11 protein-coding genes are annotated in these 15,000 nt (G+C 74.9%); 8 read left to right on the forward strand and 3 right to left on the reverse strand.

The genetic code is table 11. The annotated features are described in order from the left end of the window. Positions 1-30: 30 nt before the first annotated feature. From mfd to TK50_RS06495, 4 genes are all read left to right on the forward strand, one after another. Positions 31-3,711 carry a transcription-repair coupling factor gene (mfd, locus tag TK50_RS06480; protein WP_043961916.1) on the forward strand — a complete coding sequence of 1,227 codons (3,681 nt, stop codon included), beginning with the start codon at positions 31-33 and terminating at the stop codon, positions 3,709-3,711. A 95-nt stretch (positions 3,712-3,806) separates the two neighbouring features. Beyond that, positions 3,807-4,610, forward strand: coding sequence for a SurA N-terminal domain-containing protein (locus TK50_RS06485; protein ID WP_043961917.1), 804 nt, complete (start codon positions 3,807-3,809; stop codon positions 4,608-4,610). Further along, a complete protein-coding gene (locus TK50_RS06490; RefSeq protein WP_043961918.1) occupies positions 4,607-5,596 on the forward strand; it encodes a nucleoside triphosphate pyrophosphohydrolase in 990 nt (329 codons plus the stop codon). The genes TK50_RS06485 and TK50_RS06490 overlap by 4 nt, the downstream gene beginning before the upstream one ends. Positions 5,597-5,702: 106 nt before the next feature. Next, positions 5,703-7,325, forward strand: a complete 1,623-nt coding sequence (locus TK50_RS06495) for a DUF885 domain-containing protein (RefSeq protein ID WP_043961919.1) — start codon at positions 5,703-5,705, stop codon at positions 7,323-7,325. On the opposite strand, the gene TK50_RS06500 is transcribed toward TK50_RS06495, so the two are convergent. The 3 genes from TK50_RS06500 to TK50_RS06510 all read right to left on the reverse strand — a co-directional run bounded on the left by TK50_RS06500 (position 7,312) and on the right by TK50_RS06510 (position 11,694). Continuing rightward, a complete protein-coding gene (locus tag TK50_RS06500) occupies positions 7,312-10,050 on the reverse strand; it encodes a cation-translocating P-type ATPase (protein WP_199485974.1) in 2,739 nt (912 codons plus the stop codon). The genes TK50_RS06495 and TK50_RS06500 overlap by 14 nt on opposite strands. A 112-nt stretch (positions 10,051-10,162) precedes the next feature. Continuing rightward, entirely contained in the window at positions 10,163-11,005 is an 843-nt protein-coding gene (locus tag TK50_RS06505) for an NAD(+) diphosphatase (protein WP_043961921.1), read from the reverse strand. Next, positions 11,002-11,694 carry a hypothetical protein gene (locus tag TK50_RS06510; protein ID WP_043963957.1) on the reverse strand — a complete coding sequence of 231 codons (693 nt, stop codon included), beginning with the start codon at positions 11,692-11,694 and terminating at the stop codon, positions 11,002-11,004. The genes TK50_RS06505 and TK50_RS06510 overlap by 4 nt, the downstream gene beginning before the upstream one ends. Positions 11,695-11,908: 214 nt before the next feature. Here TK50_RS06510 and eno point away from each other — a divergent pair, with 214 nt between their 5' ends. From eno to TK50_RS06530, 4 genes are all read left to right on the forward strand, one after another. Continuing rightward, positions 11,909-13,192 (forward strand): phosphopyruvate hydratase, encoded by a 1,284-nt coding sequence (gene eno / locus TK50_RS06515; RefSeq protein ID WP_043961922.1) that lies wholly within the window; start codon positions 11,909-11,911, stop codon positions 13,190-13,192. Positions 13,193-13,226: 34 nt separating this feature from the next. Beyond that, positions 13,227-13,859: an FtsB family cell division protein gene (locus tag TK50_RS06520; RefSeq protein WP_043963959.1), complete on the forward strand. Its 633-nt coding sequence runs from the start codon at positions 13,227-13,229 to the stop codon at positions 13,857-13,859. Between the two features lie 70 nt (positions 13,860-13,929). Further along, positions 13,930-14,487 carry a DUF501 domain-containing protein gene (locus tag TK50_RS06525; RefSeq protein WP_043963962.1) on the forward strand — a complete coding sequence of 186 codons (558 nt, stop codon included), beginning with the start codon at positions 13,930-13,932 and terminating at the stop codon, positions 14,485-14,487. A 1-nt stretch (position 14,488) separates the two neighbouring features. After that, the gene (locus TK50_RS06530; protein ID WP_043961923.1) at positions 14,489-14,995 is read left to right on the forward strand and encodes an amino-acid N-acetyltransferase; all 507 of its coding nucleotides are present in this window, start codon (positions 14,489-14,491) and stop codon (positions 14,993-14,995) included. Positions 14,996-15,000: the final 5 nt, after the last annotated feature.

The raw sequence follows: 15,000 nt of genomic DNA on the forward strand, positions 1-15,000 counted from the left end.
CCGTCACCGTGCCACTGGGAAGTGATCAGATTGCTCACCGGACTCTTCGCCGCCGCCCTGGCCGACCCCGGGCTGGCCCGGGCGCGTGACCTGGCCCGTACCGGTGCCGCGCAGGTCGACGGGCTGGACCTCACCGCCCCGGCGGCGCTGCGGCCGTTCGCCGTGGCCGCCGTCGCCGCCGACCCGGGAGCCGCCGGTCGGGGAGCCGCCGCCGAGCCCGCCGGGGGCGCGGGGCGGCCCGTGCTCGCGGTGACCGCGACCAGCCGGGAGGCCGACGACCTGGCCTCGGCGCTGGGCGGGCTGCTGCCGCCCGAGCAGGTCGCCGTCTTCCCGTCCTGGGAGACGCTGCCGCACGAGCGGCTCTCGCCCCGCTCCGACACCGTCGGCCGCCGGCTGGCCGTGCTGCGCCGGCTCGCCCACCCCGACGCCGCCGACGCGCACGGGCGCACCGGGCCGCTGCGGGTGGTCGTCGCGCCGGTGCGGTCGCTGCTCCAGCCGCAGCTCAAGGGCCTCGGCGACCTGGAGCCGGTGCGGCTGGCCGCCGGCGACGAGGCCGACCTGGAGGAGGTCGCCCGGCGGCTCACCGACATGGCGTACGCCCGGGTCGACCTGGTCACCAAGCGCGGCGAGTTCGCGGTGCGCGGCGGCATCCTCGACGTCTTCCCGCCCACCGACGAGCATCCCTCCCGGGTCGAGTTCTGGGGCGACGAGGTGGAGGAGATCCGCACCTTCGCCGTGGCCGACCAGCGCACCATCGAGGCCGCCCCGCTGCTGTGGGCCCCGCCCTGCCGGGAACTGCTGCTCACCCCGGCCGTGCGGCGGCGGGCCGCCGCCCTGGCGACCGAGCACCCCGAGTTGGCCGAGATCCTCGACAAGCTGGCCGAGGGCATCCCCGTGGAGGGGATGGAGTCGCTGACCCCGGCGCTGCTCGGCGGCGAGAGCCTGGAGCTGCTGCTCGACTGCATGCCGGCCGGCACGCACGTGCTGCTCTGCGACCCGGAGCGCATCCGCACCCGGGCGCACGACCTGGTGCGTACCTCCGAGGAGTTCCTCCAGGCGAGCTGGGCCGCGGCGGCCGTCGGGGGCCAGGCCCCGGTCGACCTCGGGGCCGCCGCCTTCAAGACCCTGGCCGACGTACGCGCGCACGCCCGCGCCCTGCGCCGGCCCTGGTGGACCCTCGCCCCGTTCGGGCTGGCCGACGCCGACGCGGCGGCCCCCGCCCGGCAGCCCTGGGAGGACGCGCCGACCGAGGTCGACGTCACGCCCGACGACGCGATCGCGGTGACCCTGGCCGCCCAGCCGGCCCCGCTCTACCACGGCGAGACCGACCGGGTGGCCGAGGACCTCAAGCGCTGGGCCGGCGACGGCTGGTCGGTCGCGCTGGTCTTCGAGGGCCACGGCCCCGCCCAGCGGGCCGTCGAGGTGATCCGCGACGCCGGCCTCGGCGCCCGGTTCGTCGAGCAGGTGCCGGCCGCGCCCGCCCCCGGCGAGGTGCTGGTCACCTGCGGCGGCCTGACCGGCGGCTTCGTCGCCGAGGCGGCGAAGTTCGTGCTGCTCACCGGCAACGACGTCACCGGCGGCCGGGGCACCTCGACGCGGGACATGCGCAAGATGCCGAGCCGGCGGCGCAACACCATCGACCCGCTGGAGCTGAAGGCCGGCGACCACGTGGTGCACGAGCAGCACGGCATCGGCCGGTACGTCGAGCTGGTGCAGCGCACCGTCAACGGCGCGAGCCGCGAATACCTGGTCATCGAGTACGCGGCGAGCAAGCGCGGCCAGCCCGGTGACCGGCTGTTCGTCCCCACCGACCAGCTCGACCAGCTCTCCCGCTACGTCGGCGGCGAGCAGCCCACCCTGCACAAGATGGGCGGCGCGGACTGGCAGAAGTCCAAGGCGCGCGCCCGCAAGGCGGTCAAGGAGATCGCCGCCCAGCTCATCCAGCTCTACGCCGCCCGGAAAGCGTCCAAGGGGCACGCGTTCGCCCCGGACTCCCCGTGGCAGCGGGAGCTGGAGGACGCGTTCCCCTGGCAGGAGACGCCGGACCAGCTGGCCGCCATCGAGGAGGTCAAGCGGGACATGGAGCAGACCGTCCCGATGGACCGGCTGATCTGCGGCGACGTCGGGTACGGCAAGACCGAGATCGCGGTGCGGGCGGCGTTCAAGGCGGTGCAGGACGGCAAGCAGGTGGCCGTGCTGGTGCCCACCACCCTGCTCGTGCAGCAGCACTACAACACGTTCGCCGAGCGGATGAGCCAGTTCCCCGTGCAGATCCGGCAGCTCTCCCGCTTCCAGACCCCGAAGGAGTCCGAGCGGACGCTGGAGATGGTCGCCGACGGCACCGTCGACATCGTCATCGGCACCCACCGGCTGCTCCAGACGGCGACCCGGTTCAAGTCCCTCGGCCTGGTCATCGTCGACGAGGAGCAGCGCTTCGGCGTCGAGCACAAGGAGCACCTGAAGACGCTGCGCGCCTCCGTGGACGTGCTGAGCATGTCGGCCACCCCGATCCCGCGCACCCTGGAGATGGCGATCACCGGCATCCGGGAGATGTCGACGATCGCCACCCCGCCGGAGGAGCGGCACCCGGTGCTCACCTTCGTCGGCGCGCACGACGAGCGGCAGGTGGCCGCGTCCATCCACCGCGAGCTGCTCCGCGACGGGCAGGTGTTCTACCTGCACAACCGGGTCGAGTCGATCGAGAAGGCGGCGCGGAGGATCCGGGAGCTGGTGCCGGAGGCCCGGGTCGCGGTGGCGCACGGCCAGATGGGCGAGGAGGCCCTGGAGAAGGTCATGGTCGGCTTCTGGGAGAAGGAGTTCGACGTCCTGGTCTGCACCACGATCGTGGAGTCGGGCATCGACATCCCCAACGCCAACACGCTGATCGTGGAGCGGGCCGACCTGCTCGGCCTGGCCCAGCTGCACCAGATCCGGGGCCGGGTGGGCCGGGGCCGCGAGCGGGCGTACGCGTACTTCCTCTATCCGCCGGAGAAGCCGCTCACCGAGCACGCCCACGAGCGGCTGGCCACCATCGCCCAGCACACCGAGCTGGGCGCGGGCATGTACGTGGCGATGAAGGACCTGGAGATCCGGGGCGCGGGCAACCTGCTCGGCGGCGAGCAGTCCGGCCACATCGAGGGCGTCGGCTTCGACCTGTACGTCCGGATGGTCGGCGAGGCGGTGCAGGCGTTCAAGGGCGAGCGCCCCGAGGAGGAGACCGACGTCAAGATCGACCTCCCGGTGGACGCGCACCTGCCGCACGACTACGTCGGCGTGGAGCGGCTGCGCCTGGAGATGTACCGCAAGCTCGCCGAGGCCCGCGACGCCGACCGGCTGCGCGAGGTCGTCGCCGAGATGACGGACCGCTACGGCGAGCCGCCCGCCCCGGTGCAGAACCTGGTGGCGGTCGCCCGGTTCCGGCTGCTGGCCCGCCGCTACGGCCTCACCGACGTGAGCATGCAGGGCAAGCACCTCCGGTTCGGCCCGCTGCCGCTGCCCGACTCCAAGCAGCTGCGGCTCAAGCGCTACCACCCCGACTCGGTCTACAAGTCGGCGCTCGACCAGGTCAGCGTGCCCCGGCCGAGCACCCGCCGGATCGGCGGCGAGCCGCTGCGCGACCAGGCGCTGCTGGAGTGGTGCGCCCAGCTGTTGAAGGACGTGCTGGGCGACCCGGCCCCGGTGGCCCAGCCGGCCGGGGCGGGCGCCCGGTGAGCGGGGGCGGGGGCAGGGCCGGGCGGCGGGGCCGGGGCGGCACTGCGTGGTGGGCGGCGTCACGGCCGGTGGGGGCGCATGAGAGAGTGACGGTCATGCGTGCTCGCCGTCTCATCGCCGCCGCCAGTGTCGCGGCCCTCGGTGTCCTCTCCCTCGCCGCGTGCGGGAAGGCCGCGCCGGACGTCGCCGCGTACGTCGGCGACGCGAAGTACTCCGTCGACCGGGTGGACGAGATCTACGACGAAGCCCAGGCCAAGTACGCCGACGCGATCCGGGCGCAGGCCGGGCAGGGCGGGGCCACCCCGTCGCCGGAGCAGCTGCGCTCCTCGGTCACCCGGCAGGACGTGCTCAACCTGCTGGTCAGCATCGAGCTGGGCAAGCGGGTGGTGGCCGAGCAGGGCGTCACGGTGGCCGACGAGGTCAAGCCGGAGCAGCTGGAGCAGCAGCTCCAGATGCCGGCCTCCACCGAGTACGTCCAGCTCTGGGGCGAGTGGGTGGACATCTCCGGCGCGCTCGGCGCGAAGCTGCCCACGGCCGAGGTGAGCGACGAGGCGGTCATGGCGGTCTACCAGGCCATCGCCAAGACCGGGGCGATCCAGCCGGGGATGACCGTGGCGCAGGTCCGGCAGGCGTTCGGGGAGAGCGGCGGCCCCGGCAGCCAGGGCGGCTTCGTGCGGGCCGCCACCGCGCTCAGCAACGCCCTCCAGCAGGAGGCCGAGAAGGCGGGCGCGTCGATCAACCCCCGGTTCCGGCCGGTCGGCGTCCCGTCGGTGGTCAGCACCGGCCAGTCGCTGGTCTTCTACTCGCTGCCGTACATCAACCAGAACGGCCCGGTGACCGACATCTCCACCCCGCAGGCCCCGGCGGAGCCGAGCGCCCCGGCCGCGCCCCAGGGATGACCGCCCGGGTCGTCCTGCTGGTCACCTCGCCCCGGCTCCCGGTCGGGCTGCTGACGGCGGCGGCCTGGGACGTCGTACGCGGCAACCCGGTGCTGGCCGGCGCGGAGAGCGAGCTGACGGCGGCCGTGCGCGCGGCGGGCGCCGAGGTGACCGTGCCCGACGGCCCGGCGGTGCCGGCGCTGCTGCACGCGGCGGCGGCGCACGGCGCGGTCGTCTGGTTGGCCGGGCCGGCCGGCGACGAGGCGCTGGCCCGGGAGCTGGGCCTGCGGCTGGCCCGCGAGCCGGGCCTGGCCGAGCTGGAGCTGATGTACGGCTCGTGGGACCCGCCGGGCGCCCGGCTGCTCGACGCGGTCGAGGTGATGGACCGGCTGGCCTCGCCGGGCGGCGACCCGTGGAAGCGGGCGCAGACGCACCGCAGCCTCGCCGGCTACCTGATCGAGGAGTGCTACGAGGCGTACGACGCGATCGGCGCGGACGACACCGACGCGCTGCGCGAGGAACTGGGCGACGTGCTGCTTCAGGTGCTGCTGCACGCGCGGATGGCCGAGGAGCTGCCCGACGGCGCACGGTGGACCGTCGACGACGTGGCCGGCGGCCTGGTGGACAAGATGATCCGGCGCAACCCGCACGTCTTCGCCGACGACGGGGCCACGACGCTCGACGAGATCACCGCCAACTGGGAGCGGATCAAGCGGGCGGAGAAGGCCCGCGACTCCGTGCTCGACGGCATCGCGCCGAGCCTGCCCGCCCTCGCCCTGGCCGCCAAGATCCTCGACCGGGCCGGGCGCGCGGGCCTGACGGTCCCGTTGCCGGCGGCGGACGCGGAGGCACGGCTCGGCGCGGAGGCACGGCTCGGCGCGGAGCTGCTGGCCGCGGTGGCGGCGGCCCGGGCCGCCGACCTGGACCCGGAGGCGGCGCTGCGCCGCGCCACCCAGGCGTACGCCGATGCGATCCGCGCCGCCGAGCGCACCACCACCCACCCCTGACCCGGCCCGCTCGCGAATCTTGATAGGAAGTGCCTCCAGCGGGGCCGTTCCGCACCAAGATCTCGTCGGGGAGCGGGTGTCGGGGGTGGTCGGTAGGGTTCGGGCCATGGAAGCGTTCGTGCCGCTCGCCGAGCGGATCGTCGAGGCGTTGCTGGAGAGCCGGCCCGGGTTGGCCACCTCCGCCGGGGACCACCGCTACGACGACCGCCTGCCCGACGTCTCCGCCGAGGCGGTCGCCGCCGACCAGGCGATGCTGAGGGACGCGGCAGACGTGCTCTCCGAGATCGACCCCGACTCCCTCGACACCGACGAGAGCGTCGACCACGCGCTGCTCACCGCCCTGGTCGACCGGGAGCTGTTCGAGTCCGACGAGATCCGCAGCCACGAGTGGGACCCGCTGCGGCACAACCCGGCCCCGCTGCTGCACGCCCTGCTCGCCCGGCCGTTCGCCCCGGCCGACGTGCGGCTGACCAGCCTGGCGGGGCGGCTCGCCGCCGTACCGGACGCGCTGGCGACCGCGCGCGCGACGCTGCGGGACGTGCCCCGGGTGCATGCCGAGACGGCGGTGGGGCAGTTCACCGGCGCGGCGGCCCTGGTCCGCGACGAGGTGCCCCGGCTGCTCGCCGAGGAGCCGGGGCTGCACGACCGGGTGGAGCCCGCCGCCACGGCCGCGATCGCCGCGCTGGACGAGTTCGTGGCGTGGCTGCGCGCCGGGCTGGCCGCCGACGCCGGCCCGGGGCGGGACCCGAGGCTGGGCCGGCGGCGCTGGGAGGCCCGGCTGTGGCACACGCTCGACACCGAGCTGGGCGCCGCCGAGGTGCAGCGTCGCGCCTGGGCCAACCTCGACCGGGTCACCGCCGAGCTGCGCGAGGCGGCCGTCGAGCTGGTCGGCGGCCCGGCCGACGACGAGACCGTGCGCCGGGCGCTCGACCTGCTGGCCGCCGAGCACCCCGACGACCACACGATCGTGGATCTGGCCTCGGTCACCCTCGACGAGGCGACGGACTTCGTCCGGGCGCACGACCTGGTGACGCTGGTCGACGACCCGTGCGTGATCCAGGAGATGCCGGAGTTCGCCCGGGGCGTGGCGGTGGCCTACTGCGACTCGCCCGGCCCGCTGGAGATCGCGCCCGTGCCGACGTTCTACTGCATCGCGCCGACCCCGGCCGACTGGCCGGCGGCCCGGGTCGAGTCGTTCTACCGGGAATACAACGACCACATGATCCGCAACCTGACGGTGCACGAGGCGATGCCGGGGCACTTCCTCCAGCTCGCCCACGCCCGCCGGCACGTCGGCCCGACCCGGGTGCGGGCGCTGGCCAGGTCCGGCCCGTTCGTCGAGGGCTGGGCGGTCTACACCGAGGAGCTGATGGCCGGCCTCGGCTACGGCGGGCTGCCGGTGCGGCTGCAGCAGCTCAAGATGCAGCTGCGGATGACCATCAACGCCCTGCTCGACCAGCTCGTGCACTGCGACGACCTGTCCGAGGCCGAGGCGATGGCGCTGATGACGGGCCGGGGCTTCCAGGAGGAGGGCGAGGCGGCCGGCAAGTGGCGGCGGGCGCTGCTGACCTCCACGCAGCTCTCCACCTACTTCGTGGGCTACAGCGAGGTCGCCGAGATCGCCGCCCTGCGCCCGGCCGGCGTGTCGGTGCGCGAGTGGCACGACGCGATGCTCGCCCACGACTGCCCGCCCCCACGCCACCTCCGCACCCTGCTCAGCGGGTGGTGAAGCGACCCGCCCGCCGGTGGGTGCGCCGGCGTCGGCTCGCCTCCGGCGAGCGGCGCGGGCCGGGCGGCGTGGGCAGTCCGGGCGGGCCGGCAGGGCCGGGGGCCCGGTCGGGCGGGCGGAGCAGGTCCGAGGAGGCGAACAGGGTCCGTTTCGCCAGCTCCACCAGCCCCAGGTACGCCACGGTCAGCGCCGCCACCACCGGCACGAACAGCGGCGGCAGCGGGCTGAACCCGAGCGGCCCGGCGACCGGCAGGTACGGGATGAGCCAGGCGACCGCCACGGCGGCCAGCGCGGCGACCAGCAGCGGCCGGCTGGGCCGGCTGCGCCAGAACGGGCTGGCCCGGGTGCGGATGGCGAAGACGACGAGGGTCTGGGTGGCCAGCGACTCGACGAACCAGCCGGTGCGGAACTCCGTCGGCCCGGCGTGCAGCACCCCGAGCAGCAGGGCGAACGCCAGGAAGTCGAACAGCGAGCTGAGCGGCCCGAAGGTCAGCATGAACCGGCGGATCTCCCGCACGTCCCAGTGGGCGGGGCGGGCGAGCTGGTCGGCGTCCACCCGGTCGGTGGGGATGGCGATCTGGCTCAGGTCGTAGATCAGGTTGTTGAGCAGGATCTGCCCGGGCAGCATCGGCAGGAACGGCAGGAAGGCCGAGGCCCCGGCCGCGCTGAACATGTTGCCGAAGTTGCTCGACGTGCCCATCAGCACGTACTTGATGGTGTTGGCGAAGATCCGCCGGCCCTCGGTGACCCCGTCGGCGAGCACGTCGAGGTCCTTGTCGAGCAGCAGCACGTCGGCGGCGTCGCGGGCCACGTCGGTGCCGGTGTCGACGGAGATGCCGACGTCGGCGGCGTGCAGGGCGAGCGCGTCGTTGACGCCGTCGCCGAGGAACGCCACGTCCCGGCCGGCGGTGCGCTGGGCCCGCACCAGCCGGGCCTTGTCCTCCGGCGAGACCCGGGCGAACACGCTGGCCCGCTCGATCGCCGCCGGCAGCGCCGCGTCGTCCAGCCGGGCCAGGTCCGTCCCGGTGAGCACCCCGGTCACGGGGAGCCCGAGCTGCTCGCAGACCCGCACCGCGACGGCCGGGTGATCGCCGGTGATCACCTTGACGGTGACGCCGAGGGCGGCGAGCCGGCGCACCGCGCCCGCCGCGTCGGCCTTCGGCGGGTCGCGCAGCACCAGCAGGCCGGCGAGGCGCAGGTCCCGCTCGTCGGCCGGGTCGAGCCCGGCCAGGTCGGGCGCGGGCCGGCTGGCCACCGCGACCACCCGGCCGCCGTCGGCCAGTCGCGCGTCGAGGGCGTCCCGCGCCTGCTGCGGTACGTCCACACAGAGCGCCAGCAGCTCCTCGGCCGCGCCCTTGGTGACGAGGAGCCGCCCGTGCGGCCCGTCGACGAGGACGCTGACCCGGCGGCGCTGGTGGTCGAAGGGGAGCACCGCCACCCGCCGGTACGCGTCGACGGGCTGGGCGGCGGCGGCCGGGGCCTGCCAGAGCGCCCGGTCCAGCGGGTTGCCGTCCGAGCCGTCCGGCCCGGACTCGTTGGCCAGCAGCCCGGCGAGCAGCGGCCCGGGGCCGGCGGTGTCCGGCGGGCCGGCGGCGTCGGGCGGCCGGGCGGCGTCCGGGGCGGCGGCGTCGGGCGGGTCGGCGGGGCGGCCGTCCGGGCCGAGCGCCTCGGCGAGGGTGAGCCGCCCGTCGGTCAGCGTGCCGGTCTTGTCGGTGAACAGCACCTCGACGTTGCCCAGGTCCTCCACGCAGACCAGGCGCTTGACCAGCACCCGCCGGGCGGCCAGCGCGCGGGTGCCGGCGGCCAGGCTGGCGGTGACGATCGCGGGCAGCAGTTGCGGGGTGATGCCGACGGCGATGGCCAGGCTGAACAGCACGGCGTCGATGACCGGCCGGTGCAGCACCAGGTTGATCACGAAGATCAGCGCGGTGAGCACGCCCGCCACCCGGGCCAGCAGCAGCGAGAACCGGCGCAGCCCCTGCTGGAACTCGGTCTCGCCGTGCCGGGTGCCCAGCCCGACGGCGATCCGGCCGAACGCGGTGTGCCCGGCGGTGGCGACGACCAGGCCGACGCCCGAGCCGGCCCGCACCACGGTGCCCATCAGCGCGCAGGAGGCGAGGTCGTCCGGCGGCGTGCCGGGGGGCACCGGAGCGGTGTCCTTGACGGCGGCGGTGGACTCGCCGGTGAGCGCCGACTCGTCGCACTCCAGCCGGTGGGCCTCGATCAGCCGCAGGTCGGCCGGGACGACCTGGCCCAGCCCGATCCGCACCACGTCGCCGGGGACCAGGTCGACGACGTCCACCGTCTCCACCCGGCCGGCGCGCACCACCGACGCGACATGCCGGACCCGGTCGTGCAGGGCCGCCCCGGCCCGCTCCGCGCGGTACTCGTTGGCGAAGCCGAGGCCGACGCTGACCGCGAGGATCACCCCGATCACCACGGCGTCGGTGCGCTCGCCGACGAAGAACGAGACCGTCGCGGCGGCCAGCAGCAGGCCGAGCAGCGCCGAGCGGAACTGGCGGGCCAGCACGGCGACGGCGGACACCCGGTGGGTGCGTACCGCGTTCGGGCCGACCCGGTCGCGCCGTCGGCGTACCTCGTCGGGGGTCAGGCCCTGCGGGTCGCCGCCGAGGGCGGCGAGGGCGTCGGCGACGGTCAGCGCCGCCGCGTCGGTCGCCGCGAGCCACCCCTCGTCCCGTGCCGCTCCGGTCGCGTGCACCGCCACCGCCCCCACCTCGTCCTCCCGCCATTGCACACCGTGGGCGGGCCGCCCGGGTCAGCATCCGTCGGGACGGGCCGGCGCGGTCAGGGCCGGACGGCCCCCGGTGCCGGGGCGGTCAGCCCGCCGGGCGGGCGGCGACGTGGTCGACGAGCCAGCGGGAGATGGAGTACGCGGGCGGCAGTTCCGCCGGCAGCCGGTCGAGCGGGAACCAGCGGGCCTCGGTCAGCTCCCGACCGTCGACGACCGGCTCGGCGGTGGTGTCGGCGGCGGTCGCGGTGAACCCGGCCAGCAGCACGCCCGGCCCGGACAGCGCCCACGGCTGGCTGCCGAAGTAGGTGAGCCGCCCGAGGCCCAGCCCCACCTCCTCGCCGACCTCCCGGCGCGCGGCGTCCTCCAGCGACTCGCCGGCCTCCACGAACCCGGCGACCAGCGCCCACAGCGCCGTCGGCCCGGACGCGTGCCGGACCAGCAGCAGTTCGTCGGGGCCGCCGGTCGGCCCGGGGCGGGTGATGGCGACCAGGACGGCGGCGGAGAGCCGGATCGGCACGTACAGGTCGCAGCCGGGGCAGCGGCGGGACTGCTCGCCCGGCACGTCGGCCAGCTCGGCCCGGCACGCCCCGCACCAGCGGTGGGTGCGGCGGAAGGTGAGCACGGCAAGCGCCCGGCCGGCCAGGTCCGCCAGCGGGGCGGGCAGCGCGGCGGCCAGCGACCGCCAGCTGCGCCACCTGCCCTCCGGCGGCTGGTCGTCGGTCGCGTCCGCGCCCCAGGCGGGCACGCCGTCGAGCGTGCCGAGGGGGACCCAGCCGGTGCCGGCGGGCAGCTCGCCGACGCGGGGGAAGTGGCCGTCGGGGCCGGTCAGCAGCTTCCGCCCGGAGACCACGAGGGCGAGGTCACCGGGCTGCGGCGGGCCGTCGTGCGGTGCCCCCGCCACGAACGCGCCCGCGGGGTGTTCCGTCACGAGTCGGCGGTGCGGCGGTCCACGACACCCGCGCCGGCCGGCAGCTCGAAGCTCGCCCCGTCGACCGTGTCGGTGTAGCGGTCGAGCGCCAGTTCCATCGGGGTGCCGTCCACCTTGCCGGTGAAGCTGCCGAGCACGCCCTCGGTGGTCATGCAGGCGGTGAAGTCGCCGGCCGAGCGCTTGACCTCCACGCAGGCGGCGTGGTGCCCGGCGAGGGTGGTATCGGTCTCCTTGATGACGGCCTGCGGGTCGAGCGCGGCCTCGGTGAGCAGCCCGACCACCACCGGCGGGGTGACCAGGCCGCGCCGCTTCGCCTCGGTGAACAGCTCGACCGACGGCCGCGCGTTCGGCGGGGGCGGGGCGAGCAGCGTGCAGACGGCCTTCGCGGTGCCGGTCTCGCAGCGGGCGGTGGCGTCGGCGGTGACGGTCAACTTCCCGCCCGGCCAGGTGTACGCCGACCGGGCCGGGTCCTGCGCCTGGGCGATGGTGGCGGTCCGGCCGCCGGGGAGCTGGTACTCGGCCGAGTAGGTGAGTTCGAGCGCCCGGTCCAGCCGGGCGGCGAAGTCGTTGACCAGGTCCGACCGCCCGACCGCCTGACCGGCGTCGTCGAGGGCCTGACAGCCGGTGACCGAGAGTGACGCGATGACCGACAGAGCGAGCGCGCGGAACGTGGTCGAGGCGGCGGGCATGGCCACCAGCCTTGTCGATCGGGTCCACGTCGCGCAAACCCGTTGCCGGTTGAGGGCCGAGAATCCGGGAATGTCCGACCCGCACCGTCCCGCCGGAAGCGCCGGGCGACGCGGTGCGCCGCGCCGTCGCCCGATACGCTGCGTTCAACACCTGCCTCAGCCGCACCGTCGCGGCCCATACCGGACCGGAACCACACAAACGAGGAGCGACTCAGTGGCAACCATCGAGGGAATCGTCGCCCGGGAGATTCTCGACTCGCGGGGCAACCCCACGGTCGAGGTCGAGGTCGGGCTCGACGACGGCACGATCGCCCGCGCCGCGGTGCCGTCCGGCGCCTCCACCGGCGCGTTCGAGGCGGTCGAGCTGCGCGACGGTGACAAGGACCGCTACCTGGGCAAGGGTGTCGAGAAGGCCGTCGCCAACATCGAGGACAAGATCGTCGACCAGCTCATCGGCTACGAGGCCAGCGAGCAGCGGCTGATCGACCAGAAGATGATCGACATCGACGGCTCGGACAACAAGGGCGAGCTGGGCGCGAACGCCATCCTCGGCGTGTCCCTGGCCGTGGCCAAGGCCGCCGCCGGCAGCGCCGAGCTGAGCCTGTTCCGCTACCTGGGCGGCCCCAACGCGCACCTGCTCCCGGTGCCGATGATGAACATCCTCAACGGTGGCGCGCACGCCGACTCCAACGTCGACGTCCAGGAGTTCATGATCGCGCCGATCGGCGCGCCCACCTTCCGCGACGCGCTGCGCTCCGGCGCGGAGGTCTACCACGCGCTCAAGTCGGTGCTGAAGAAGAAGGGCCTCTCCACCGGCCTCGGCGACGAGGGCGGCTTCGCCCCCAACCTGCCCACCAACGCCGCCGCGCTGGACCTGATCGCCGAGGCGGTCGACAAGGCCGGCTACCGGCTCGGCACCGACATCGTCTTCGCCCTGGACGTGGCCGCCACCGAGTTCTTCGACGACGGCACCTACACGTTCGAGGGCGCGGCGAAGTCCGCCGAGGAGATGAGCAACTACTACACCAAGCTCGTCGGCGACTACCCGATCGTGTCCATCGAGGACCCGCTGGCCGAGGACGACTGGAGCGGCTGGGCCACCCTGACCGCGGCGATCGGCGACCGGATCCAGATCGTCGGCGACGACCTGTTCGTCACCAACCCGCAGCGCATCGCCCGGGGCATCGCCGAGAAGGCCGCCAACGCCGTGCTGGTGAAGGTCAACCAGATCGGCTCGCTGACCGAGACCCTCGACGCGGTCGAGCTGGCCCACCGGGCCGGCTTCAAGTGCATGATGAGCCACCGCTCCGGTGAGACCGAGGACACCACCATCGCCGACCTGGCGGTGGCCACCGGCTGCGGCCAGATCAAGACCGGCGCCCCGGCCCGCTCGGACCGGGTGGCCAAGTACAACCAGCTCCTGCGCATCGAGGAGGAGCTGGCCGACGCGGCGCGGTACGCCGGTGCGGGCGCGTTCCCGCGTTACCGTTCGGCCTGAGACACCCATTGGGCCTCGGGGGAGGGGTGTGACGATGCAGCAGCGCCGCACACCGGGTGGTCAGCGTCCCGTCCGCCGGCCGGGTCAGTCCGGCCGGCCGGGCGGGGCCCGCGCCCGGGCGTCGGTCCGCGACGGCGTCCGCGTGGAGGCACGCGCCGCCGGCCGGTCACCCGGCTCGGCACGCGCCACCGAGTCGGTACGCTCCGCGAACCGTCCCGCCGCCGCGCGGCGCACCGCCGCCGGTGGCACGGTCAAGCGGCTCTCCGCACCCCACCCCCGACGCTTCACCGGCCGGGCCACCGTGCTGTTCGCGGTGCTCATCGCGCTCGCCCTCGCGTACACCTATCCGGTCCGGGTCTATCTGGACCAGCAGGCGGACATCGAGCGGATGGAGGCGGCCCAGGCCGCCCAGCGGCAGCTCATCGCCGAGCGCGCCGCCGAGGCGGCCAAGTGGCGCGACGACGAGTACATCCGCATCCAGGCCCGGGAGCGGTTCTACATGGTCTACCCGGGCGAGGTCCCGGTGATCGTGCTCAACGACCCGGCGGGCGCGGCCCGGGACGCGGGCGGCGGGAAGGCCCCCGCCCGGCCGGTGACCCCCGATCCCTGGTACGACACCCTGTGGTCGAGCGTGCGGGCCGCGAACGCCGACCGCCCGGGCCAGTGAGCGTGCCACTTCCCGCACGCAGACGTTCCCGCACGCAGACGTTCCCGCGCACCGACGAAAGATGGGCACCGTGACTGTCGTACCCCCGCCCGACCCGGCGGCGGACTCCGTACCCCCGCCGAAGCGGGAGCCGGCCACCGAGGCCGACCTGGCCGCGGTGGCCGCCCAGCTCGGGCGCACGCCGCGCGGCACCCGGGCGGTGGCCCACCGCTGCCCCTGCGGCCTGCCCGACGTGGTGGAGACGACCCCGCGCCTGGCCGACGGCACGCCCTTCCCGACGTTGTTCTACCTGACCTGCCCCCGGGCGACGGCCGCGTGCAGCCGGCTGGAGTCGGCCGGGCTGATGAAGGAGATGGCCGAGCGGCTGGCCGCCGACCCGGAGCTGGCCGCCCGCTACCGGGCGGCGCACGAGGACTACCTGGCCCGCCGCGAGGCGATCGGGCACGTGCCGGAGATCGACGGCGTGTCGGCCGGCGGCATGCCCGGCAGGGTCAAGTGCCTGCACGTGCACCTCGGCCACGCGCTCGGCGCGGGCCCGGGGGTCAACCCGTTCGGCGACGAGACCCTCGCGCTGGTGGAGAAGTGGTGGGCGGCCGGGCCGTGCGTGGACGTCCCGGCGGCGGGGTGAGATGACCACCGACACCGTTCTCGTCCGCCGCGCCCGCACCTCCGACGTGCGCGGCATCCGGCGGCTCGTCGACACCTACACCGACGACCGGCGGCTGCTCAGCAAGGCCACGGTCACCCTCTACGAGGACGTGCAGGAGTTCCGGGTCGCGGCAGACGCCGACACCGTCGTCGGCTGCGGCGCGCTGCACGTGATGTGGGAGGACCTGGCCGAGATCCGCACCGTGGCCGTCGACCCGGCGTACCGGGGGCGGCGGATCGGGCACCGCATCGTCGGCGAGCTGATCGACGCGGCCCGGGAGATCGGGGTGGCCCGCATCTTCGTGCTGACCTTCGAGACGCGGTTCTTCGGCTCGTTCGGCTTCCGCGAGATCGACGGCGCGCCGGTGCCGCAGCCGGTGTACGAGCAGCTCCTGCGCTCGTACGACGAGGGTGTCGCCGAGTTCCTGGACCTGGAACGGGTCAAGCCCAACACCCTCGGCAACACCCGCATGCTGCTGCGCCTCTGATCTCT

The sequence above is a fragment of the Micromonospora haikouensis genome, from assembly GCF_000876225.1.
GTDB classification, from domain to species: Bacteria; Actinomycetota; Actinomycetes; order Mycobacteriales; family Micromonosporaceae; genus Micromonospora; species Micromonospora haikouensis.